Annotated in this window: 21 protein-coding genes and 1 riboswitch; of the genes, 17 read left to right on the forward strand and 4 right to left on the reverse strand. The window is 71.6% G+C overall.

Features of this window, described 5'->3' with window-relative positions; genetic code table 11:
- Positions 1 to 127 precede the first annotated feature (127 nt).
- Together HOV91_RS30795 and HOV91_RS30800 are read right to left on the reverse strand one after the other, a co-directional pair.
- Positions 128 to 541 (reverse strand): SCO2097 family morphological protein, encoded by a 414-nt coding sequence (locus HOV91_RS30795; protein ID WP_174188823.1) that lies wholly within the window; start codon positions 539 to 541, stop codon positions 128 to 130.
- Positions 542 to 691: 150 nt separating this feature from the next.
- Positions 692 to 1132, reverse strand: coding sequence for an SAV_6107 family HEPN domain-containing protein (locus HOV91_RS30800; RefSeq protein ID WP_174188824.1), 441 nt, complete (start codon positions 1130 to 1132; stop codon positions 692 to 694).
- 169 nt (positions 1133 to 1301) lie between these two features.
- Between HOV91_RS30800 and HOV91_RS30805 the strand changes: the two genes are divergently transcribed.
- The 5 genes from HOV91_RS30805 (at position 1302) to HOV91_RS30825 (ending at position 6416) form a co-directional block, all read left to right on the forward strand.
- Positions 1302 to 1913 carry a GNAT family N-acetyltransferase gene (locus tag HOV91_RS30805; protein ID WP_174188825.1) on the forward strand — a complete coding sequence of 204 codons (612 nt, stop codon included), beginning with the start codon at positions 1302 to 1304 and terminating at the stop codon, positions 1911 to 1913.
- A 7-nt stretch (positions 1914 to 1920) separates the two neighbouring features.
- Positions 1921 to 3486: a phytoene desaturase family protein gene (locus HOV91_RS30810; protein ID WP_174188826.1), complete on the forward strand. Its 1566-nt coding sequence runs from the start codon at positions 1921 to 1923 to the stop codon at positions 3484 to 3486.
- A complete protein-coding gene (locus tag HOV91_RS30815; protein ID WP_312884824.1) occupies positions 3471 to 4352 on the forward strand; it encodes a carotenoid biosynthesis protein in 882 nt (293 codons plus the stop codon). The genes HOV91_RS30810 and HOV91_RS30815 overlap by 16 nt, the downstream gene beginning before the upstream one ends.
- A gap of 113 nt (positions 4353 to 4465) precedes the next feature.
- On the forward strand, positions 4466 to 5215 hold the full coding sequence (locus HOV91_RS30820) for an LppM family (lipo)protein (RefSeq protein WP_174188846.1): 750 nt from the start codon (positions 4466 to 4468) through the stop codon (positions 5213 to 5215).
- A gap of 34 nt (positions 5216 to 5249) precedes the next feature.
- Complete coding sequence (locus HOV91_RS30825) at positions 5250 to 6416, forward strand: glycosyltransferase family 2 protein (RefSeq protein WP_174188827.1); 1167 nt, start codon at positions 5250 to 5252, stop codon at positions 6414 to 6416.
- A 27-nt stretch (positions 6417 to 6443) separates the two neighbouring features.
- On the opposite strand, the gene HOV91_RS30830 is transcribed toward HOV91_RS30825, so the two are convergent.
- Positions 6444 to 7142 (reverse strand): hypothetical protein, encoded by a 699-nt coding sequence (locus HOV91_RS30830; RefSeq protein ID WP_174188847.1) that lies wholly within the window; start codon positions 7140 to 7142, stop codon positions 6444 to 6446.
- A 395-nt stretch (positions 7143 to 7537) separates the two neighbouring features.
- Positions 7538 to 7631: riboswitch (SAM riboswitch) on the forward strand.
- 78 nt (positions 7632 to 7709) lie between these two features.
- Here HOV91_RS30830 and HOV91_RS30835 point away from each other — a divergent pair.
- The 12 genes from HOV91_RS30835 (at position 7710) to HOV91_RS30890 (ending at position 20723) form a co-directional block, all read left to right on the forward strand.
- Positions 7710 to 8729 carry an amino acid ABC transporter permease gene (locus HOV91_RS30835; protein WP_174188828.1) on the forward strand — a complete coding sequence of 340 codons (1020 nt, stop codon included), beginning with the start codon at positions 7710 to 7712 and terminating at the stop codon, positions 8727 to 8729.
- Entirely contained in the window at positions 8726 to 9493 is a 768-nt protein-coding gene (locus HOV91_RS30840) for an amino acid ABC transporter ATP-binding protein (RefSeq protein ID WP_174188829.1), read from the forward strand. Before HOV91_RS30835 ends, HOV91_RS30840 begins: the two co-directional genes overlap by 4 nt.
- 14 nt (positions 9494 to 9507) lie before the next feature.
- A complete protein-coding gene (locus tag HOV91_RS30845; protein ID WP_174188830.1) occupies positions 9508 to 10467 on the forward strand; it encodes an ABC transporter substrate-binding protein in 960 nt (319 codons plus the stop codon).
- Between the two features lie 117 nt (positions 10468 to 10584).
- A complete protein-coding gene (locus HOV91_RS30850) occupies positions 10585 to 12204 on the forward strand; it encodes an ABC transporter substrate-binding protein (RefSeq protein ID WP_174188831.1) in 1620 nt (539 codons plus the stop codon).
- Between the two features lie 2 nt (positions 12205 to 12206).
- Positions 12207 to 13211 (forward strand): ABC transporter permease, encoded by a 1005-nt coding sequence (locus HOV91_RS30855; protein ID WP_174188832.1) that lies wholly within the window; start codon positions 12207 to 12209, stop codon positions 13209 to 13211.
- Positions 13212 to 13337: 126 nt separating this feature from the next.
- Positions 13338 to 14135: an ABC transporter permease gene (locus HOV91_RS30860; RefSeq protein WP_217441338.1), complete on the forward strand. Its 798-nt coding sequence runs from the start codon at positions 13338 to 13340 to the stop codon at positions 14133 to 14135.
- Positions 14132 to 15754: a dipeptide ABC transporter ATP-binding protein gene (locus HOV91_RS30865; RefSeq protein ID WP_174188834.1), complete on the forward strand. Its 1623-nt coding sequence runs from the start codon at positions 14132 to 14134 to the stop codon at positions 15752 to 15754. Before HOV91_RS30860 ends, HOV91_RS30865 begins: the two co-directional genes overlap by 4 nt.
- A 179-nt stretch (positions 15755 to 15933) precedes the next feature.
- Complete coding sequence (locus tag HOV91_RS30870) at positions 15934 to 16269, forward strand: hypothetical protein (protein WP_174188835.1); 336 nt, start codon at positions 15934 to 15936, stop codon at positions 16267 to 16269.
- Positions 16269 to 17396, forward strand: a complete 1128-nt coding sequence (locus HOV91_RS30875; protein ID WP_174188836.1) for an LLM class flavin-dependent oxidoreductase — start codon at positions 16269 to 16271, stop codon at positions 17394 to 17396. Before HOV91_RS30870 ends, HOV91_RS30875 begins: the two co-directional genes overlap by 1 nt.
- Positions 17393 to 18763 (forward strand): NtaA/DmoA family FMN-dependent monooxygenase, encoded by a 1371-nt coding sequence (locus HOV91_RS30880; RefSeq protein ID WP_174188837.1) that lies wholly within the window; start codon positions 17393 to 17395, stop codon positions 18761 to 18763. Before HOV91_RS30875 ends, HOV91_RS30880 begins: the two co-directional genes overlap by 4 nt.
- A complete protein-coding gene (locus HOV91_RS30885; protein ID WP_174188838.1) occupies positions 18760 to 19566 on the forward strand; it encodes a DUF1684 domain-containing protein in 807 nt (268 codons plus the stop codon). Before HOV91_RS30880 ends, HOV91_RS30885 begins: the two co-directional genes overlap by 4 nt.
- A complete protein-coding gene (locus HOV91_RS30890; RefSeq protein WP_174188839.1) occupies positions 19563 to 20723 on the forward strand; it encodes an LLM class flavin-dependent oxidoreductase in 1161 nt (386 codons plus the stop codon). Before HOV91_RS30885 ends, HOV91_RS30890 begins: the two co-directional genes overlap by 4 nt.
- A gap of 38 nt (positions 20724 to 20761) precedes the next feature.
- Here the strand turns inward: HOV91_RS30890 and HOV91_RS30895 are convergent, their stop codons facing one another.
- Entirely contained in the window at positions 20762 to 21763 is a 1002-nt protein-coding gene (locus HOV91_RS30895; RefSeq protein WP_174188840.1) for a methylenetetrahydrofolate reductase, read from the reverse strand.
- Positions 21764 to 21927: the final 164 nt, after the last annotated feature.

A 21927-nucleotide genomic window follows, 5' to 3' on the forward strand; every position in this document is an offset into this window, starting at 1 on the left:
GGGGAAGGGGGAAAGCACCGCCCGAAGATCAACCGGGGTGCGATCGGCCGCGCACACGAACCGGCGACGCCGCACCGTTGCGGTGCGGCGTCGCCGGTGGTGCTGAAGTTGTCAGGCTACGGGCGAGCTACTCCTGCTCGAACCGTCGCCGGAAGCGATCCTCCATACGCTCGGAGAACCCGCCCGACTTGCGCTGGCGCCCACGGCCGCCCGCGCCGCCGGAGGAGGCTTCGCCGCCGGAGCGGTCGTTCTTGGCAACGCTCTTGGAGGTGCCGAGCAGCAGGAGCACGCCGGCACCGAACATCACGATGAACCCGATCAGGCTGATGATCGGGAAGCCGCCGGGCTTCACGGGCGCGGCGATGCCCGCGACTAGAAGGAAGAGGCCGAGGACGAACAACGCCGCGGCCTGGAGTCTGCGACGACTCGAGGTCGAACGAAGCCGTCCGCCGCGGACGGACGAGGCGAACTTGGGATCCTCAGCATAGAGAGCGCTCTCGATCTGTTCGAGCATGCGCTGCTCGTGCTCGGAGAGTGGCACGGTACCTCCCCCGGCACTAGGACGTGGCTGTCGCCTCCGGGTAGGCGACAGATAGCCGACCTTGGCGGCCATCTGTCACCAATGATACGAGTTCGATCAGGGCGAGACCACCTAATGGCTCAGTCGGACGTAGTCCGTCTTCACTCCGCGCTAAGCGGACATACCGCCGGTCAACCCCGGGGCGGGCCGCAACCGAGCCGACGCCGCGAGGAGATCTTCCACGTCGTGCAGGAATGCCGCCACGCGCGAAGAGAACTCGTCGGCCTCGTGCTCGTCGACCTGGCGGTCCAGCCCCGCTTCCAAGGCCGCCCGGATCTCCGAGCGCGCGCTGAAGTAGTCCGCCCACATCACGAACTCGGGCGCGGCGCGCTGCATCAGCACCCACGCGTTGCGCGAGCGCGCCCGGGGTGCGGCGTCGGCGCCCGTGAGCGCGATCACCGCGCCCGCGCCGCGCAGGGCCGCCAGGTAGGCGGTGCGGAATCGCTCCCGCGGATCGCGCTCCCCCGCCGCCTGCATGAGCAGCCCGTCCGCGCGCTCCAGCAGCTTGCCGGCCCGGCCGGGCCGACCCGGATTTTCCACTCGACCAGACATCGCCGTCCCTCCACCATCGCGTACCTTGGCCCGTATCCGCGCTGGAGGCGGCGTCCCCCACCGCTTTCCAGCACCGCTCGGACCGAACAGGTATTCGAACGTTTGAATTGAGCTTCAATATAGAGACGCCCACCGACAAACTTCCGCGTCCGCGCGACCGACGAGAGCCATGACCGCCGTCAAGCCCAATCACACTCCCGCACCCGCCGTCATCGATCTCTCGGTGGCGGCTCTGCGCTCCCGGCTGCACGACGCGCTGGCGGTCTACGTGGCCGCCATGGACTATCCGCGCGGGACCGAGAACCATCGCGCGCCGATGTGGACCGAGCACACCACCCGGCCCGGCTGGCAGGCGGTGGCCGCGGTACTGCCCGACGACTCCGGCCGGATCGATCTGCGCCGCGCGCCGATCGTGGCGATCGCCTACGGCTATCGCGGCGCCGCCCACCAGTGGTGGCACCAGCAGGTACACAGCGGGATGCGGCGCTCGGGCTGGCCGGAACACTCCACGCGGGAATTGCTCTCGGACTACTTCGAGCTCACCGAGCTGCATGTGCATCCGACCGCGCAGGGCCGCGGCATCGGCGCCACGCTGCTGGAACGGCTGCTGCGCGACCGCACCGAACGCGCCGTGCTGCTGTCGACGCCCGAGGTCACCGGGGAGGACAACCGCGCCTGGCGGTTGTACCGCAGGCAGGGATTCACCGACGTGGTCCGCAATTTCGTGTTCGCGGGCGACAATCGTCCGTTCGCGATCCTCGGCAGGCGGCTGCCGCTGTGAGGGTCACGTGACGGTCGCCGTCGTCGGCTCGGGCCACAACGCCTTGGTCGCCGCCTGCTATCTCGCCCGCGCCGGACACGCGGTCGAGGTGCTCGAACGCGACGAGGTCCTCGGCGGCGCGGTGTCGACGGTCGAACGGTTCCCCGGCCACCGGGTCGATCGCGGCTCGTCGGCGCACATCATGATCCGCCACACCGGCATCGTCGAGGAACTCGAGCTCGACCGCTTCGGGCTGCGATATATCGACTGCGATCCATGGGGTTTCACGCCCGCGCACGCGGGCCGCCCCGCCATCGTGTTCCACCGCGACCTGGAATCGACCTGTGCGTCGATCGCGGCGGCCTGCGGCCGGACGGACGCGGCGGCCTATCGCCGGTTCGTCCAGGTGTGGGGTCCGCGCAGCGCCCGTGTGATGCGCGCCTTCGGTGGCGGACCGACGCCGGGCAGGCTGGTGCGGTCGTTCTGGGGACTGGAGGCGAAAGACGGCGGCAGCGCCCTGTCGCGGGAGTTCCTGCAATCCGGAGACGCGCTGCTGGACGCTTTCTTCGAGGACGAACGCCTCAAGGCGTCGCTGGCGTGGTTCGGTGCGCAGTCCGGGCCGCCGATGTCGGAGCCGGGCACGGCGCCGATGGTGGGCTTCGCCGCGCTCATGCACATCTTGCCGCCGGGACGGGCGGTCGGCGGCAGCGGAGCGCTGACCACGGCGCTGGTGGCGCGGCTGCGTTCGGACGGCGGGGTGGTGACCGCGGGCGACGCGGTGGCGGCCCTGCGCCGTGACGGGGATCGCTGGCGGGTGCGCACCGCGTCGGGCCGGGAGCTGCGCGCGGACACCGTGATCGCGGGCAGCCATGTGCTGACCACGCTGGAACTGCTCCGCTCGGGCGGATTCGACGGCACGGTGCTCGACGACTGGCGGCGGCGCATCCGCGTCGGCCCCGGGATCGGGATGGTGGTGCGGGCCGCCACCTCGGCGCTGCCCGGGTATCCCGGCAGCCCGACCGATCACTCCGCCCACGGGCTGCAATTCCTGGTGTCCGACCGCGCGCAGTTGCGCCGTGCGCACGGCGCGGCGCTGGCGGGTGACCTACCGCCGCGGCCGGTGGTGCTGGCGATGAGTTTCAGCGCCCTGGACCCGAGCATCACCCCGCCCGGTGAGCATCAGTTGTCGCTGTGGGCGCAGTGGCACCCGTACCGCCTGGCCTCCGGTGCCGACTGGGCCCGTCTCGCCCAGCAGGAAGGCGACCGGATCGTCGCCGAGGTCGATTCCTACGCACCCGGTTTCGCGGAGACGGTGCTGCGCACGCACGTGCAGACGCCGGTGGACCTGGAACGCGAACTCGGGCTCGTCGGCGGCAACGTCATGCACGTGGAGATGTCGCTGGACCAGATGATGCTGTGGCGGCCACTGCCGGAACTCGCGGGGCAACGGGTGCCCGGCGCGCCGGGGCTGTATCTGACGGGCGCGTCCACCCACCCCGGGGGCGGTGTCTCCGGCGCGAGCGGCCGCACCGCCGCCGCACTCGCGCTGCGCGACCTGAACCGGCGCAGGCTACCCCGGTGGCTGCGACGATGACGGACTCGCCCGAGCCGCCGCAGGGGTCGGGAAAGACCGCGACGGCGCGGGAACACTCCGCGAGCCCGGCGCCCTGGTATCGCTCGGCACGCTTCCTCCTGCCCCTCGTCTTCGTCGCCGCCACGATCGTCGCGCAGATCGGCTATCCGCTGACCAGCGGTGGCGCACGCGACCGGATCACCGTCGCGATCGTGCTGCTGTCCGCGGGTGCCGTGCTGGCACACGCCACCGCCACCAGGGGACCGCGCTACGCCATCGGCTTCCTGGTCATCGTCTCCGGCCTCGGGCTCACCGCCGAGGTGATCGGCACCGCGACGGGAGTGCCGTTCGGCTGCTACGAATACGCCACCGGCCGGCTCGGTCCCGCCCTGCTCACGGTGCCGTTGCTCGTGCCGCTGGCCTGGACCGGCGGTATCTACCCGGTATGGGTGGTGTCCGGGATCTTGTGGCGGCAAACGCTCACGCGGATCGCGGCGACCGCGGCCTGCGCAGTGGGCTGGGACCTGTTCCTCGATCCGCAGATGGTGGCCGACGGGCAGTGGACCTGGTGTGACACCGACTCCGGACTGCCCGGACTCGACTGGATTCCGGTGACCAACTACCTGGGCTGGTTCGGCGTCGCGCTCGTGATGGGTGGATTGCTGGCGGCTTGGGAGCAGGCGGCGCCGGATCCGGTGCGGACGCCCGGAGACGGCCGCGCGCGGGCACGCGTGGTCCCGGTGACCTTGTTCCTGTGGACCTGGCTGGGGTCGGCGCTGGCCCACGCGGTATTCCTCGGTCTTCTGCCGTCCGCCGGTTACGGCTTCGCCGGTATGGCCGTGCTCGGGGTTCCTTTGCTGGTCGCAGGGGCTCGCGCGCGCCGCTGATCCGGTGCGGCCGGTCCGGCAGGGTTTGCCGACGCGCGTCGCGACTGGTGCGTTTCATTCCGGGCGGGCGGCCTGGCACGATGTCACCCGTGCAGCCGAGTCCCGTCACCACGATGCCCGATGCCCCGCGCCTGCCGCAGCGGCGGGCCCGACGCCGCGGCGTGCGTGTCGCGGCGGCCGTTCTGCTCGCGGCGATGCTGGTGCCGATGCTCGCGAGCTGCCTGCGGGTTCAGGTCTCGATGGGAGTCTCGTCCAACGACCGGGTGTCCGGGCGGCTGGTGGCCGCCGTGGTGCCCGCCGACCCCGGCGACAAGGGCCCGCAGCTGAAGGCGCCGGAGACGCTGGCCGCGAAGGTGCGGGTGGAGCCGTACGTCCAGGACGGATACACCGGCAGTCAGGTGTTCTTCGAGGATCTGTCCTTCGGTGAAGTGCAACAGCTCGGGCAGCTGTCCGAGCAGACCCAGGGCATGTTCCAGCTGCAGTTCCAGCGCACCGGCGACCTGGTCAAGATGAGCGGGCGCGTCGACCTCAAATCCGTTCCGCCGCACGGCTCCGACGTGCAGTTCACCATCGCCTTCCCGGCCCGGGTCGCCAAGACCAACGGCAGCCGCGACGGCGACAACGTCGTCTCCTGGAGGCTGCCGCCCGGCGAGGTCTCCAGGCCGAGCGCCGAGGTGAGCTACGCCGACCCGAACACCCGCTCGTTCGCGGGCTGGGCCGGCATCGCGGGCGGCATCACGCTCGCGGTGGCCGCCATCGTCGCCGCGCTGGCGTACATGGACCGCAACCCCGCCCCGCCCGGAGCGCCGGAAGTCGGCTTCTCCCTGAGCCGCTGGTGGCGTTCGGTGACGCAGAATCGCTGAGCGGCGGGTCGGTGGGCCGGGATAGCGTGGCCACATGGTGAGTGCCGACCTGCCGAAGACGTTGCGCGCGACCTCGATCCTGCCTGCCTGCGCTACCGCGCTGTCCGTGCTCGGCGCGGGCATCGCGCTGTACAACCGGATCACCCTGCGGCGGCTGACCGACACCCCGACCACGGTGATCGAACCGGTCACCGTCTGCGTCCCGGCCCGCGACGAGGCCGAGCGGCTACCCGATCTGATCGGCGACCTACGCGCCCAGGTGGGCGTGCCGCGCCTGGCGGTGCGCATCCTCGACGACGCGTCCACCGACGGCACCGGCGCCGCCGCCCGCGCGGCGATCGAGGACGATCCCCGTTTCACCCTGCTGCGCACCGAGTCCGGTCCGCCGCCCGGCTGGACCGGAAAGGCCGCCGCTTGTGTCCGGCTGGCCGAGGACGTGACCGCGCCGGTGCTGATCTTCGTGGACGCCGACGTGCGGCTGGCCCCTGCGGCGCTGGCCGCGGCGGTCGGCGCGCTGCGCAGACGGGGAGCCGCGCTGGTCTCCCCCTGGCCGCTGCAAGTGGCCGGTTCGGTGGCGGAGGCCGTGGTGCAGCCGCTGCTGTGCTGGTCGTGGGCCGCGACGTTGCCGGTCGCGGTGGCCGACCGGAGCCTGCGGCCGTCCACGGCGGTGGCCTGCGGCCAGTTCCTCGTGTTCGACAATGCCGCCTACCGCGCGGTGGGTGGCCACGCGGCCGTGGCCGGGAGCGTCACCGAGGACCTCGACATCGCCCGTACGCTGCGGCGAGCGGGACGCCCCACCCTTCTCGTGGCCGCCGGACCGCTGGCTCGCACCAGAATGTATCGCCGCGCCGCCGAGCTGGAGGCGGGCTATACCCGCTGGCTCTGGTCGGCCTACGACGGCACGATCGCGGGTGGAGCCGCGGTGGGACTCGTTGCCGCCCTGGCCTACTGGGTGCCGCCCGCGGCCGCCGTGCTCGGCCGGGGCGCGGTCCGGCGAACGGGCCTGCTCGGCTGGCTCGCCGCCGTCGGCGGACGGCTGCTGGCCCGCTCCACCGAGACCGGCGGTCCGCTGCGGCGCTCCGATGTACTGGCCGCCTTCGCCCATCCGGTGTCGGTAGCCGCGTATTTGCTGCTGTGGGCGCGGGCACACCGGGCCCGCCGCCGCGGCACGGCGCGCTGGAAAGGTCGCTCGCTCGACTGAGCGGCCCGCGCCGCGGCGGCCGAGTTCTCATGGCACCGCGGTGATTCCCACCGTCGGTAAGAAGAAGCAGGACTTGGCACCGTTCTGGACCGTGCCGAACACCGCGGCGAGCACGGTGCCCTTCCCGGTGTCCACCGGTACCGCGCGCACCCCACCCATCGGCAGGGCCGCGAAGAGGAAGTCCCGAATCGCTTGCTCGGCCGAAGCCCGCAGGTCAGCGGGTACGGCCGCGGGGATCATTCCGCGGGCGACCTCCGACAGCGGCCCCATGGCGGCGGTGCCGCCGCGGCCGGTGTTCAAGTTGAGCCAGGCGACCTGCATGCCCGCGGTGTTCGGGCCGTCCGGGCCAAGGCCGTAGGGCACGAAGGTGAACATGGTCTGCCCGGCCTTGACGGCGCTGAGGTCCTGGCCGGGGAGCTGCACGGTGCGCTTGGGCCACGGCCCCGGAATGGCGCCTGCCACGGCGGGCGCCAGGCCCGCCGTGGTGTTGTCGAGGCAGAACGCGGACGCGGTCGGGTACATGAACGGCTCGATACCGAGCGTGCGCAGCGCGTCGAGCGCGGTTTGGTAAGCGCCGAACAGGTCGCCGGGTGCGGCGATCGGCACGGAGTGGCCGGAGAACGCGGGAAGCGTGGCATCCGGGTCCGCGAGCGCGGCGCCCGGCCCGGCGAGCACGAGAGCGATCGAGCCGGACACGACAGCGGACAACTGGGTCAAACGGCGCATGGTGATCACGAAACCTCCTCATCGGCGGGACAGATCGAGGGGCACAGTACTCCGGCAAACGCGTCCATCAGCATGGATTGTGAACAGCAATTCGGTGGCGAGTCCGGTTCGCCGGGAATGGACAGCACGATCGGCCGACCCGCGCCCTCCACTGCGAGCGACAGCCGTATGCTGCATCGGGCCGCAGGCATTCGGCGCAGGCCGCTCGTCGGCGCCGACCGATGGGCTCGTATCGCCCTCGGTCGAGCAGCGCACACCTGGCTATTACAAAGATCCGATGAATCCGCGTAGGACAAGAGCTACGCTCACGGTGATTACTTCCCTTGTTCCCGGCTTCGCTTGCTGGGCATCATGATTCGGCTCGACCCTGACATCGGTTGACGACGGGTCGGCGCCAACCATCCAGAGCGACCGAGAGACCTGGCTCGTCGACGTCGCAGCAACCCCCCGGTCACCGGGTGCGGGTGCTTCCGCCGGGACCGATGGAGGAACCGAAGTGATCGAGGACCCCTCCCGGACAGCCGCGTTCGCGGTCGCGCCGCGGCCGGACCCCGGCGAGGTGCGGGCATGAGCGCGTCCACCGCTCCCGACGCCGTGCCTACGGCGGCCGCGCAGGGTGAACCGGACCCGGCGGGCACGCCCGTCCCCGCCGCGGCCACCACCGATGCGACTACGACGCCCACCGTGGCCAAGACCCGGCACCCCTGGCGTTGGGTGGTCAGTGCCGTCGCGCTGATCCTGCTCGCCCAGTTCGCGCACGGGCTGGCCACCAATCCCGGGTGGGACTGGCCGACCTTCGCGCAGTACATCACGGCGAGATCGGTGCTGACGGCGTTGCGGGTCACCTTGGAGCTGACCGTCTGGGGAACGGCGCTGGGCTTCCTGCTCGGCACCGCCCTCGCGGTGGCGCGGCTGTCGGGCAACCCGGTGCTGCGGGTGATCTCGTGGATCTACATCTGGGCGTTCCGGTCGATCCCGCTGATCGTGCAACTGCTGTTCTGGTTCAACATCGCCTACCTCTACCAGACCCTCTCGATCGGCATCCCCTTCGGGCCCGCGCTGTTCACCTTCGAGGTGAACGGGGTGATCAGCGGATTCACCGCCGCTGTGATCGGCTTGGCGCTGCACCAGGCGGCGTATTCGGCCGAGATCATCCGGGCCGGGTTCATCTCGGTGGACGCCGGGCAGCTGGAAGCCGCCGCGGCACTCGGGATTCCACGGCTGCGGCAGTTCCGCACGGTAGTGGCCCCGCAGGCGATGCGCTCGATCCTGCCGAACGCGAGCAACGAGGTGATCAGCCTGTTCAAGGGCACCTCGATCGTCTCGGTGATGGCGATCGCCGAGCTGTTCTACCAGGTGCAGGTGATCTACGGCCGCAACGGACGGGTGGTGCCGCTGCTGATGGTCGCGACGGTCTGGTACATCGTGCTCACCACCGTGCTCTCGGTGGCGCAGTACTACATCGAACGCCACTACGCCAAGGGCGCGCAGCGCACGCCGCCGCCGACGCCGCTGCACCGCGCGTGGCAGAAGCTGCGCGAGGTCGCCGAGGCCGGTCCCGCCGCGCCGCGCGGAGCGACCCGATGAGTACCGCGCCCGCCGTGCAGGTCCGCGGCGTCCGGAAATCCTATGGCGCTCACCAGGTGCTGCGCGGCATCGATCTCACCGTGCGCTCCGGTGAGGTGGTCACCGTCATCGGTCCGTCCGGGTCGGGCAAGTCGACCCTGCTGCGCGTGGTGAACCATCTGGAGTCGCTGGACGCGGGCACCGTGCACATCGACGGCGAACTGATCGGCTACCGGCTGCGCCGCGACCGGCTGCACGCGCTGCCCGACCGCGAGGTGCGCAGACAGCGCTCCCGGATCGGCTTCGTGTTCCAGCAGTTCAACCTCTTTCCCCACCTCACCGTGCTCGACAACGTCACGCTCGCACCGCTTTCCGCGCAGCGGCGCGAGCGAGCCGAGGTGGAGCGTGAAGCGCACGCGCTGCTGGAGCGCGTCGGCATCGGACAGCTGGCGGGCGCGTATCCGCGCAGGCTGTCGGGCGGGCAGCAGCAGCGTGTGGCGATCGCCCGCGCGCTGGCGCTGCGGCCCCGCGTGATCCTGTTCGACGAGCCCACCTCCGCGCTGGACCCGGAACTGGTCGGCGAGGTGCTCGACGTGATCCGCGATCTCGCGCACGGCGGCACCGCGCTGGTGATCGTCACCCACGAGATCGGTTTCGCCCGCGAGGTCGCCGACACCGTGGTGTTCCTGGACGAGGGCGTCATCGTCGAGCAGGGCCCGCCCTCGGTCGTCCTCGACCACCCCGAACACCCGCGCACCCGCGCCTTCCTTTCCCGAGTCCGTTGACGAACAGGTATCCGATGAAGCTTTCCGCCCTGGTCACCGCTGCCGCGACCGCGGTAGTGCTGCTGGCCACCGGCTGCACCGAACCCGAGGCGGACCACGCCGCGCAACCCGCCGGTTCGACCACCTTCGACCTCTCCCCCGCCCAGTCCGGTCGCGTCCGGGCCGCCGAGGTCGATGCCATCGCCGCCGAGGTGCCGCAGGCGATCCGCGATCGCGGCACGCTGATCGTGACCGGCGCGTCCGGCGCCGCGCCGCCGCTGCGGTTCTACGCCACCGACGACAAGACGGTGGTCGGCTCCGAGGTCGACTTCGCCTCGCTGATCGCCGACATCCTCGGGCTGAAACTCGATGCGCAGGTGGCGGATTGGTCGCAGAACTTCGTGCGGGTGGACTCGGGTGAGGTGGACGCGTTCATCTCCAACGTCACCGTCACCGAGGAGCGCAAGGAGAAGTACGACTTCGCGACCTACCGCAAGGACAACGTCGCGCTGGAGGTGCCGATCCAGAGCAAGCTCGAGTACAAGGATCGTACGAGCTTGGCGGGCAAGCGGATCGGCGTCGGCAGCGGAACCAACCAGGAGCAGCTGCTGGTCAAGTGGAACGAGCAGAACCGGGCCGAAGGGCTGCCCCCGATCGACATCGCCTACTTCCAGCAGGTCACCGATTACTACTTGGCGCTGGCCTCGCAGCGGCTGGACGGTTACCTCGGCCCCAACCCGACCGCGATCTACCACGCCGCCACCGCGAAGCAGACCAGGATCGTCGGCACCTTCTCCGGTGCGGGCGAGGCGCTGCAAGGCGAGATCGCGGTGCTCACCAAAAAGGACAACGGGCTGGTCACCGCCGTGCAGCGCGCGCTGGCCCACGCCATCGAGCACGGCCTCTACCAGCAGGTGATCGACCGCTGGGGCTTGCAGAGCGAGGCGGTGACGCAATCGCGGATCAATCCGCCCGGCCTGCCGAAGAAGCGGTGAGCCGATGACCCGGCACCACCGAGCCGTGCCCCGCCGACCGGCGGCGACCGGTGCCGCCGACGCCTTTCCCCGCCAGGGCGAGCAACTCGCCCGCACCGAAGTATCTGGAGTCGCCTCGTGATCCGAACCCGTCACCGAATCCTCGCGCTGGCCGGCGCGCTCGCCGCGGCCGCCACCGTGGCCGCCTGCGGCAGTGATTCGGCCGCACCCGGCGGCGACGCAGGCCCGCCCCGGCCGGGCGGCACCCTGCGCTACGGCCTGTCCCAGGCGCCGACCTGCTCGGACCCGGCCCAAGCAGGCACCAACCAAACGCTGTACGTGGCCCGGCAGATCGTGGATTCGCTGACCGACCAGGACCCGGCCACGGGCGAGCTGAAGCCGTGGCTGGCGCACAGCTGGGAGTCGAGCCCCGACGCGAAGGTCTTCACCTTCCACCTGACCGACGGCGTCACCTTCAGCGACGGCACACCACTGACCGCGGACTCGGTGCGCAACACGTTCGATTCGATCGTGCGGCTCGGCTCGGGCAAGGCGCCGCTGGGCAGCAGTTACCTCACCAACTACGTCGGCACCACCGCCGTCGACCGGCTCACCGTCCGGGTGGAGTTCAGCAAGCCCAACGCGCAGTTCCTGCAGGCGTCCTCGACCGCGCAGCTCGGCATCCTGGCCGACGTGACCACGGCGAAGCCCGCCGAGCAGCGCTGCCTCGGCGACAACGTCGGCAGCGGGCCGTTCACCTACGCGGCCTACCGCCAGGACGCGGCGGTGACGCTGGCCAAGCGCACCGGCTACCACTGGGGGTCGGCGGTGTTCGCGCACCGCGGCGAGGCCTACCTGGACAAGATCGAGTTCACCGTGGTGCCCGAATCCGGCGTGCGCACCGGCAGTCTCGCGTCGGGGCAACTGGACGCGATCAGCGACGCGCTGCCGCAGGACGCCCCGCAGATCGAGGCGGCGGGCGGGCGGGTGCTCAGCACCGCCAATCCGGGGGTGCCGTTCGGCCTGCAGCCCAACGTCACCCGCGGACCGCTGCGCGATGCCGCGGTGCGCCAGGCACTGCTGCCCGCGATCGACCGCGGGCAATTGGTGGACACGGTGCTCGGCCCGCAGTTCAAGCCCGCCACGAGCACCCTGGCCAGCAGCACGCCCGGCTACACCGACCTCTCCGCACGCCTGGCCTACGACCCGGCGAAGGCGCGCACCATCCTGGACCAGGCCGGATGGGCGCCCGCCGCGGACGGCATCCGGACCAAGGACGGCGCGCGCTTGTCGTTCTCGGTGCTGTTCAGCCAGGTGTTCGCGGGCAACCAGGCGATCCTGGAACTGGTGCAGCAGCAGCTGCGGCAGGTCGGCGTCGAGCTGAAGCTGGACCTGGTGTCGGTGGCGGAGACCACGGCGCGGCAGAACAGCAAAGACTTCGACACCGCCTACTTCAACACCACCCGCGCCGACGGCGACATCCTGCGCACCTCCTTCGGTCTCGACGGACGCAATCTCAACGCGCGCGGCCCCATCCCGGCACTGGAGGACGCGTTGGGCGGACAGCTGAGCACGGTGGACCCCGCGACGCGCAACAGCCTCATCCGCACCGCACAGGAGCAGGTACTCGACGCGGGGTTGTTCATCCCGACCGTCGAGCTGTCCCAGGCGATCGGAGCGGGCGGGAACACGCGGGATCTGAAGTTCGAAGCCTCCGCGCGATTGCAGTTCTTCGACACCTGGCTGAGCGGGCGATAGTCATGGCGCGCTACCTGGCCTTGCGGGCGTCGCAGGCGATCTGGGTGCTGTGGGCGGCGTTCACGCTGTCGTTCATAGTGCTCTACCTGCTGCCCGCGGACCCGGTCTCGATCGCGGCCGACGGCGGCGGCGCGGGAACACCGGTGGACAAAGCGGCCATCGCCGAGCTGCAAGCCCGCTACGGGCTGGACCGGCCGCTGTGGGAGCAATACTGGACCGCGCTCGGGCACGCCGTCCGCGGCGATCTCGGACACTCCATCTCGACGGGTCAGCCGGTCACCGGCGCGATCGGTGACGCGCTGCCCGCCACGCTCGAATTGACCGGAGGGGCCCTGCTCTTCGCGATCATCGGCGGCGTCGCGCTGGCGTTCGCGGCCACCCAGACCCGGCGGCCGTGGTTGCGCAACGCTTTGGCCGCGCTGCCCTCCCTCGGCGTTTCGGTGCCGACCTTCTGGACCGGGCTGCTCCTGCTGCAAGTGTTCTCGTTCCAGTTGCGGCTGGCGCCCGCGTTCGGCGGGCACGGATTCGCGGGGACGGTGCTGCCCGCGCTCACCCTGGCGCTGCCGATCGGCGCGGTCATCGCGCAGGTGCTCACCGCCGGGCTGGAGGCGACCTGGCGTCAGCCGTTCGTCGACGTGGCCCTGGCCAAGGGCGGATCGCGCTGGTGGGTGCGGCGCACGCACGTGCTGCGCCCGGCCAGTGTGCCCTCGTTCACCATCGCGGGGGTCCTGGTCGGCAACATGCTCGCCGGATCGGTGGTGGTGGAAACGGTCTTCGCCCGCCAAGGCGTGGGGCGGCTGACCCAGACCGCGGTGCTGGCGCAGGACATCCCGGTGGTGCAGGGCATCGTGCTGCTCACCGCGGTGGTGTTCGTCAGCGTGAATCTCGCGGTCGACCTGCTGTATCCGCTGCTCGACCCCCGCATCGCCGCCCGTTCCCGCGGCGCGGGCGGCGAATCCGAGCAGACCGCCGCCGACCCCGCCGAGGAGGCGATCATCCGTGCCTGACACTGTCCCGTCGTTTCCGCGCCCGGCGCGCCGCTCGCGGAGGAGGTCCTCGTGGTCGACGTGATCGAGGAACAGCGCCCAGCGGTGTTGCCCGGCCTGCGGCGACCGGCCGTGAGCTGGAAGACGTTGCGCGCCAACGCCGGGTTGCTGGTCGCGGCCGCCGTCGCGCTGCTCGCCGTGGGATGGGCGCTGGCGCCGTCGGTCTTCGCCGGCGGCGACCCGCTGACCGGCGTGCCCGCGCAGAAGTTCCTGGCTCCCAGCGCCGAACACTGGTTCGGCACCGACAATCTCGGCCGTGACCTCTACACCAGGATGGTGCACGGCGCCGGGCTCTCGCTGACCGCCACCCTGGCCGCCGTCGGCATCGCGCTCGTCGCCGGGTCGCTGCTCGGACTGCTGGCCGGCGCGATCGGCGGCGTGGTCGACGCCGTCGTCATGCGGCTGGTCGACGTGCTGCTGTCCATCCCGGCGCTGCTGCTTTCGCTCGCGCTGGTCACCGCGCTCGGCTTCGGCACCGCCAATGTGGCTGTCGCGGTGGGTGTTTCGCTGGTGGCGAACTTCGCGCGCGTGATGCGTTCGGAAGTGCTGCGGGTGCGCCAGGCGGTGTACGTGGAGGCGGCGTACGCCGCGGGCGTGCGCTGGTACACGGTGCTGGCCAGGCACGTGCTGCCCAACTCCGTTCAGCCGGTGCTCGCCTTGGCCGCGGTCGAATTCGGCATGGCGGTGCTGGCGGTGTCGGCGCTGAGCTTCCTCGGTTACGGCGCGAAGCCGCCCACCCCGGAGTGGGGCACGCTGATCTCCGAGGGCCGCAATTATCTCGCGACCGCCTGGTGGATGACCACGCTGCCCGGTTTGGTCATCATCGCCGTCGTGCTCGCCGCCCAGCGCCTCGGACGCGCGATCGCGCAGGGGGAACACCCGTGAGCGCCCCGGAGTCGCCGCTGCTGCACATCGAGGACCTGCGAGTTCGCTATCGGTCCGAGACCGGCCCGCTCGCCGCGCTGAACGGCGTCTCGCTCACCGTTGCCCGCGGCGAGGTGGTGGCGCTGGTCGGCGAGTCCGGCTCGGGCAAGTCCACCCTCGCCCAGGCCGTCATCGGTCTGCTGGGCGCGAATGCCCAGCTCACCGGTGGCACCGTGACCTTCGACGGCGCGGTGGTCGACACCGGCGACGAACGCGCGCTGCGGCGGCTGCGCGGAGCCCGGATCGGCTTCGTCCCGCAGGACCCCGGATTGTCGCTGAACCCCGTGCGCCGCGTCGGCGATCAAGTGGCCGAAGCCCTGCTCGTGCACGGGCGCGCCGACCGCAGGGCGGCCCGGTCGCGGGCGATCGACCTGCTGGCCGACGCGGGCTTGGATCGGCCGGAACTGCGGGCGCGCCAGTACCCCCACGAACTGTCGGGCGGGCAACGCCAGCGGGTGCTGATCGCCGCGGCGCTGGCCTGCGCACCGGACCTGGTGATCGCCGACGAGCCGACCAGCGCGCTGGACGCGACAGTCGCCCGCCGGGTGCTCGACCGGCTCGCCGAGCAGATCGCGGCGCGCGGCACCGCGGTGCTGCTGATCACCCATGACCTGGCCGTCGCCGCCGAACGCGCGGACCGGCTCGTCGTGCTCAGCGGAGGCGAGGTGGTGGAGAGCGGTCCGACCGCCGAGTTGCTGGCGGCGCCGCGCCACCCGTACACCAAGCGCCTGCTCGCGGCCTCGCCGAGCCTCGCCCCGGACGGCGACTACCGGGCGCCCAAGCCGCGCACGGGTCAGCCGCTGCTGGTCTTGCGCGAGATCCACAAGAGCTTCCGCGCGCACGGCGGCCACACCGTGACCGCGGTGGCCGGCGTCGGCTTCGAACTCGGGCGCGGCGAGACGCTCTCGCTGGTCGGTGAATCGGGATCGGGCAAGTCCACCACGGCGCGGATCGCGTTGCGGCTCACCGAACCCGACCGCGGTGAGGTCACCTTCGACGGGCAACCGCTGTCGCGGGCCCACGGGTCGCGACTGCGGGCGCTGCGCAAACGCTTCCAGGTGGTGTACCAGAACCCCTACGCCTCGCTGGACCCGCGCTGGCGGGTGGGCGCGATCGTCGAGGAACCGTTGCGCGCGTTCGGGGTCGGGGACCGCGCGCACCGGCGGCGCCTGGTGGCGGAGCTGCTCGCGCAAGTCGCGCTGCCGTCCGGGTTCGTCCAGCGCAGGCCCGCCGAACTGTCCGGCGGGCAGCGCCAGCGGGTCGCCATCGCCCGGGCGCTTGCGCTGCGTCCCGAGCTGCTGGTGCTCGACGAACCCGTCTCCGCGCTGGACGCCTCGGTGCAGGCGCAGATCCTCGAGCTGCTGGACCGCCTGCAAACCGAGCTGTCGCTGAGCTACCTGTTCATCTCGCACGACCTGGCCGTGGTGCGCCGCATCAGCGACCATGTCGCGGTGCTGCGGCACGGCCGCATCGTCGAATCCGGCCGCACCGCCGAGATCTTCGGCAACCCGCGCCACGGGTACACCCGCGAGCTGCTGTCGGCCATCCCCGCACCCGCCGTCGCGAAAGGCGTGTCCTGATGCCGAATCCGCCGTACCGCCACAGCCGGGTCCTGGACCGGCGGCAGTGCAGGCAGCCGTGCCGCAGCCGCCCGGCGCCCGCCCCAGCTCCCTTCGCGACCAACCGTTCCCGCCTCCCGGAACCCACCACAGGCCACAAGCCGAACCCGTGGTGGCACCGACCGAAAAGGATCGCTCTGATGGTGCACTCCGCCTTCAATCGGAAACCGGCCGCCACCGACGCCGGAACCTCACCCGCGCCGGAGCCCCCGGCCCGCCTGGCCGCCGCCGACGCCGGTCCGGCCCGCTGGTGGCGCACCCGCCTGCGCGCCCCGCGTGCCGCCGACACCTCCGGTAGCGGGCGGGTCCACGCCGTCGCGCCCGTTCGCGCCGAGCGGGACCGCCGCGTCGTCCGGTCCTCGCGTGGCGTGCACGCCGCGCTGTGGCAGCAGGCGTTGCTCTCCGCGCCCGATGTCGCCGCGGCGGGGACACATCCGGCGCTGCGGCGGCAGATCGAGGCAGGGGGCACGGCCTGATGGCGCACTCCGGCTTCTTCCTCGCCGTCGAAATGGCCGGCACCGGCGCACACCCCGCCTCCTGGCGGCGCGCCGACTCCCGCGCCGAAGACCTCTTCACCGGCCAGTACTGGGTCGACCTGGTCGTCGCGGCCGAACGGGCGGGCCTCGACGCGGTCTTCCTGCCCGACTCCTTCGGTGTGCAGCCGGGCGGCCCCGGCGTCACCCGCGGCAGGCTCGACGCCGTCGCGATCGCCGCCCGGGTCGCCGCGGTCACCCAGCGGATCGGCCTGGTTCCCCAAGCGCCGGTCACCCACACCGAACCGTTCCATCTGGCGAAAGCGATCCAGAGCCTGGATTTCGCCACGCTCGGCAGGGCGGGCTGGGAGGTCACCGTCTCCGAAGGTGACGAGCAGGCGCGGGCGTTCGGGCGCAAACCGGCGCAGGACGCGGCGTCGCTGTGGCACGAGGCCGACGAGGCGATCGAGGTCGTCACCCGGCTGTGGGACAGCTGGGAGGACGACGCGGAGATCCGCGACGCGCCGACCGGCCGCTTCATCGACCGGGACAAGCTGCACTACATCGACTTCACCGGCGACAACTTCGCGGTGAAGGGTCCCTCGATCACGCCGCGCTCGCCACAGGGGCAGCCGATCGTCGCGGTGCGCGCCGACGGCGCGGCCGACACCGCGATCGCGCTGCACCGCGCCGACCTGATCCGGATCGGCGCGCCGGACCTGGACGCGGCGCGGGCGCGGCGCGGCGAGTTGCGTTCGGCGCTGGCCGCCGCGGGACGCGACCCCGACAGCGTGCACATCCTGCTCGATCTCGACGTCCACCTGGCCGACTCCGCGGACACGGCAGCCGCCGAACTGCGCACCCTGGACGGCTGGGCCGACCCGGTCACCGGGCCGACCGCACTGCGCCACCTCGGCACCATCGAGACACTGCGCGAGCTGCTCGCGGCCGTGGACGGCGCCGCAGCCGCCGACGGTGTCGTCCTGCGCCCCCTCGCGCTTCCCGCGGCCGTGCGTGCGCTGTCCGCGCTCGACCGGAAACCGCCGTCCACCACTACGTTTCGCGATCGCCTCGGCTTGGCCCGCCCCGCGAGCCGCTACGCCACGAGCACGGAAGGCACGCTGTCGTGACCGACAAGCTCCGCAAGCCCGTCCATCTCGCCGCCCACTTCCCCGGCGTGAACAACACCACCGTCTGGAGCGATCCCGGGTCGGGCAGCCAGATCGATTTCGCGTCGTTCGAGCATCTGGCGCGGACCGCCGAACGCGGCCTGTTCGACTTCTTCTTCCTCGCCGAAGGCTTGCGGCTGCGGGAACACCAGGGCCGCATCCACGATCTGGACGTGGTGGGCAGGCCGGACACCTTCACCGTGCTCAACGCGCTGGCGGGAGTGACCGAAAAGCTCGGACTGGCAGGCACCATCAACAGCACCTACAACGAACCGTTCGAACTGGCCAGGCAATTCGCCTCGCTCGACCATCTCTCCGGCGGACGCGCGGCCTGGAACGTCGTGACCTCCTCCGACGCGTTCACCGGGGCGAACTTCCGGCGCGGCGGCTATCTCGAGCACGGTCAGCGCTACCACCGCGCGGCCGAGACCGTCGAGGTCGCCCGGGCGCTGTGGGACAGCTGGGCCGCGGATTCCCTGGTCATCAACCGGGAAGCGGGAGTGTTCGCCCGGGAGATCCCCGAAATCCACCATCGCGGAACACAATTCGACATTGCCGCCCGATTCGTCCTGCCACCGAGCCCGCAGGGCCACCCGGTGCTGTTGCAGGCGGGCGACTCCGACGACGGCCGGGAGTTCGGCGCGGCCACGGCCGACGCGATCTTCACCGCACACGGCACCCTGGAGGACGGGCAGCGCTTCTATGCCGACCTGAAGGGCCGCCTGGCCAAATACGGCCGCACCCCCGACGAGCTGAAGATCTTCCCCGCCGCCACTTTCGTCCTCGGCGACACCGAGGCCGAGGCGCAGGAACGCGCCAGGCACATCCGTCTGCAACAGGTCGGCCCACAGACCGCGATCGCGTTTCTCGAGCAGGTCTGGGGCCGCGATCTGTCCGGCTACGACCCGGACGGTCCACTGCCCGACGTCGAGCCCACCGACAACGTCGAGATCACCCGCGGCCGCGTACGCCACGCCAAGGATCCGCACGCGGTGGCCGCGGCCTGGCGGGCGAAGGCGGAAGCCGAAAAGCTCAGCATCCGGGAGCTGATCATCGAGGTCACCGCCCGCCAGCAGTTCGTCGGCACGCCAGCGTCGGTCGCCGAGCGGATCGACGCCTACGTGCAATCCGACGCCGCCGACGGATTCATCCTGGTCCCCCATCTCACCCCGCACGGGCTGGACGAATTCGTCGACCGGGTCGTCCCCGAACTGCAGGAACGCGGCAGCTTCCGCACCGAGTACACCGGCACGACCCTGCGCGACCACCTCGGCCTGCGCCACCCGCACCGTCGCACCACCGCCCACGAAGGAGCCAAAGCGTCATGACCACCAGCATCACCAGCGTTTTCGAGACCGAATGGGCGCACTGGCACCACGCACGCGAAGACCGGTTGCGCGACCCGCTCGGCTTCCTCAGCCTGACCGGGCTGCACTGGCTCACCGACAGCCCCGAGCGGCTGCCGGAGTTGCCCGGCACTTGGTGGGTCACCGACGACAAGGTGTTCATCACCGCGCAACCGGCCGACCGTCTGGCATACGACGGGCTCGGCATCGCGGGCGTGCAGATCGTCGTTCCCGCCGAGGGTGCGCCCGGCCTGCAGGTGCGGCACGAACGGCGGGTACTCGAGGTGATCCGCCGCACCGGCCGCTACGCCGTGCGGGTGCACGACCCGGCCGCGCCCGCCCTGCGCGCCTTCGACGGCATCCCGGCCTACCGGCCCGATCCCGGCTGGGTGATCCCAGGGCGGTTCACACCCTTCGACAAGCAGCAGACCGTGGTCACCGGCGCGGTGATCGAGGGCCTCGAGCACCACCACAGTGCCGCGGGCACCATCGAGTTCCGCATCGGCGAGGTGACCGAACGCGTCGTCGCGTTCGGCGAACGGGACGACCTGCGCGTGCTGTTCACCGACGCGACGAGCGGTGTGACCACCTACCCCGCGGCGCGTTCGCTGGCGGTCGGCGCGCCGGACGCGGACGGCGCGGTGGTGCTGGACTTCAACCGGGCGGCGAATCTGCCGTGCGCCTTCACCGACTTCGCGACCTGCCCGGTCGCGCCGGCCCAGAACCGGCTGCGCGTGGCCATCGAGGCGGGCGAGCAGGACCCACGGCAGGGGAACCCGTCATGAGCGGACCGGCTGTTCCCCTCTCGATCCTGGATCTGTCCCCGATCAGCGCGGGCTCGACCGCGCAGCAGGCCCTGCGCAACACCGTCGATCTGGCCCGGCATGCCGAACAGTGGGGCTACCACCGGTACTGGCTGGCCGAACACCACTTCGTCGCGGTGGCCAGTTCCTCGTCTATCACGCTGATCGGGTTGGTCGCCGCGGCCACCGGGCACATCCGGGTGGGTTCGGCGGCGGTGCAGGTCGGGCACCACACCTCGGCCTCGATCGTGGAAGCGTTCGGCACGATCGACGCGCTGTACCCCGGGCGGCTCGACCTGGGACTCGGCCGCTCGGGTCATCGGCGCAATCAGTTCGGGTCGGAAACCGCACGGCCGAAGGGCGGCAAGCCGGTGGTCGACACGGCCACCGGGCGCACCGTGATCCGGGACGGCGTGGTGATTCCGCCGCCGTTCGACCCGGGCCGCATTCCGGACCGGTCGCGATTCCTCGCCTCGGTGGGCGCGTTGCAGCAGCGCGGCGCGCAGCCGCTGGACTTCGCCGAGCAGGTGGGCGAGGTGCGCGCCCTGTTGGCGGGCACCTTCGTCAGTACCGAAGGCGTCGCGCTGCACGCGGTTCCGGGTGAGGGCGCGCAGGTGCGGCTGTGGCTGTTCGGCAGCACCGCGGGCGAGAGCGCGGAACTGGCCGGGCGGCTAGGGCTGCCGTTCGCCGCGGCCTACCATGTCTCCCCTGGCACCGCGCTGGACGCGATCGCGGCGTATCGCGCGGCGTTCCGTCCGTCTGCCGAACTGGCCGAGCCATACGTGGTGATCTCGGCCGACGCGGTCGTGGCCGAGAACGACGCGACGGCACAGCGTTTGGCGGCCGGCTACGGCCACTGGGTCTACAGCATCCGCAGCGGCGCGGGCGCGGCCGACTATCCCGACCCCGCCACCGTCGCGCCGCTGACCGCCGAGCAGCGGCGCTTGGTCGATGACCGCCTGGCCACCCAGTTCGTGGGTTCGCCGGGCACCGTCGTGGAGCGGCTCGCCGCCCTGCAACGGGTCTCCGGCGCGGACGAACTGCTGGTGACCTCGGTCACCCACCGGCACGCCGACCGCCTGGAATCGCATCGGCTGCTCGCCGAGGCATGGGGGCTGCGCGCCGCGCGAGCGGCCTGAACAGGGTCTGGCGCGCCGTCGGCGGCGAAGACGACGCGTCAGGCGCTGACCGGCGCGGCCGTGACGCCGTAACCGAGGTTGGTCAGCACCTCGCTGGTCGCCTTGGCGAAATTCAGCGTGATGAAGTGCAGGCAGGGCGCGCCCTCCTCGATCAGCCGCTGGGCGATCTCGGTGGCGATCTCGATGCCCGCCGCGCGCACCGCCGCGGTGTTCTCCTCGCCGCCGTCGCCCGCCGCCGCACGCAGGCGCCGCAGTACCGAGGCCGGCAGCGGCCTGCCGCACAGTTCCTCGGCGCGCTGCACCGTACGCAGCGACGTGATGGGCATCAGCTCCGGAATGATCGGCTTGGCGCCCTCGATCGGGTCCAGCGCCACGAGCCGATCGCGCAGGCGCAGGTAGTGCTCGACGTCGAAGAACATCTGGGTGATCGAATACTCCGCTCCCGCGCGCAGTTTCGCGGCCAGGAACGCGGTGTCGGTCGCCAGGTCGGGTGAGCGGTGGTGGCCCTGCGGGAACGAGGCGACGCCGACGTGGAAATCGCCGAGGTCACGCACGATGCGCACCAGTTCCTCGGCATAGGAGACGCCGGCGGGGTGCTTGTGCCACTCGCCGAGCGGGTCGCCGGGCGGGTCGCCGCGCAGGACCAGGATGTTGCGGATGCCGCAGTCGGCGTACGCGCCGACCAGCGAGCGCAGCTCGGCGACGCTGTGGTCCACCGCGGTCAGGTGCGCGACGGGCAGCAGCGTGGTCTCCTGCGCGAGTTGTCCGGTCACCCGGACGGTGCGGTCGCGAGTGGAACCGCCCGCGCCGTAGGTCATCGACACGAACGCGGGATGCATGCGCTCGAACTGCCGCACGGCGCGCCACAGCCGCGCCTCGGCGGCGGCGTCGCGGGGCGGATTGAACTCCACGGAGAACGGCACCGCGCGCCCCGTGTGAGCCCGCAGACTCTGTACGACCGAAGGTGTTCCAGAGACGTTCGGGTGCGTCCGGGACGGCCGGCCAGGGGTCGAGCTGCCCCGCACGTTGTCGAAAGTCACCGGTTCAGTGTAGAGGTGGCCGGTGGCGGCCCCGTCGGGTCGCTCGGACACCCCGCGTATTCTTCGCATCGGGCGACCCGTTCGCCACGCCGGGCGACACGCGCGACCGTTTCCGCCCGGCCCCGAATCACCCGCAGCGCCCGGGCACCCTCCGCGACCCCGTG

The sequence above is a fragment of the Nocardia barduliensis genome (assembly GCF_013315795.1).
GTDB classification, from domain to species: Bacteria; Actinomycetota; Actinomycetes; order Mycobacteriales; family Mycobacteriaceae; genus Nocardia; species Nocardia barduliensis.

What these genes read in the sequence shown, in the direction of transcription:
- HOV91_RS30800 (WP_174188824.1), bottom strand. Translation starts at nt 1,132, where the DNA reads ATGTCTGGTCGAGTGGAAAATCCGGGTCGGCCCGGCCGGGCCGGCAAG.
- HOV91_RS30805 (WP_174188825.1), top strand. Translation starts at nt 1,302, where the DNA reads ATGACCGCCGTCAAGCCCAATCACACTCCCGCACCCGCCGTCATCGAT.
- HOV91_RS30820 (WP_174188846.1), top strand. Translation starts at nt 4,466, where the DNA reads ATGCCCGATGCCCCGCGCCTGCCGCAGCGGCGGGCCCGACGCCGCGGC.
- HOV91_RS30825 (WP_174188827.1), top strand. Translation starts at nt 5,250, where the DNA reads ATGGTGAGTGCCGACCTGCCGAAGACGTTGCGCGCGACCTCGATCCTG.
- HOV91_RS30830 (WP_174188847.1), bottom strand. Translation starts at nt 7,142, where the DNA reads ATGCGCCGTTTGACCCAGTTGTCCGCTGTCGTGTCCGGCTCGATCGCT.
- HOV91_RS30835 (WP_174188828.1), top strand. Translation starts at nt 7,710, where the DNA reads ATGAGCGCGTCCACCGCTCCCGACGCCGTGCCTACGGCGGCCGCGCAG.
- HOV91_RS30840 (WP_174188829.1), top strand. Translation starts at nt 8,726, where the DNA reads ATGAGTACCGCGCCCGCCGTGCAGGTCCGCGGCGTCCGGAAATCCTAT.
- HOV91_RS30845 (WP_174188830.1), top strand. Translation starts at nt 9,508, where the DNA reads ATGAAGCTTTCCGCCCTGGTCACCGCTGCCGCGACCGCGGTAGTGCTG.
- HOV91_RS30855 (WP_174188832.1), top strand. Translation starts at nt 12,207, where the DNA reads ATGGCGCGCTACCTGGCCTTGCGGGCGTCGCAGGCGATCTGGGTGCTG.
- HOV91_RS30870 (WP_174188835.1), top strand. Translation starts at nt 15,934, where the DNA reads ATGGTGCACTCCGCCTTCAATCGGAAACCGGCCGCCACCGACGCCGGA.
- HOV91_RS30875 (WP_174188836.1), top strand. Translation starts at nt 16,269, where the DNA reads ATGGCGCACTCCGGCTTCTTCCTCGCCGTCGAAATGGCCGGCACCGGC.
- HOV91_RS30885 (WP_174188838.1), top strand. Translation starts at nt 18,760, where the DNA reads ATGACCACCAGCATCACCAGCGTTTTCGAGACCGAATGGGCGCACTGG.
- HOV91_RS30890 (WP_174188839.1), top strand. Translation starts at nt 19,563, where the DNA reads ATGAGCGGACCGGCTGTTCCCCTCTCGATCCTGGATCTGTCCCCGATC.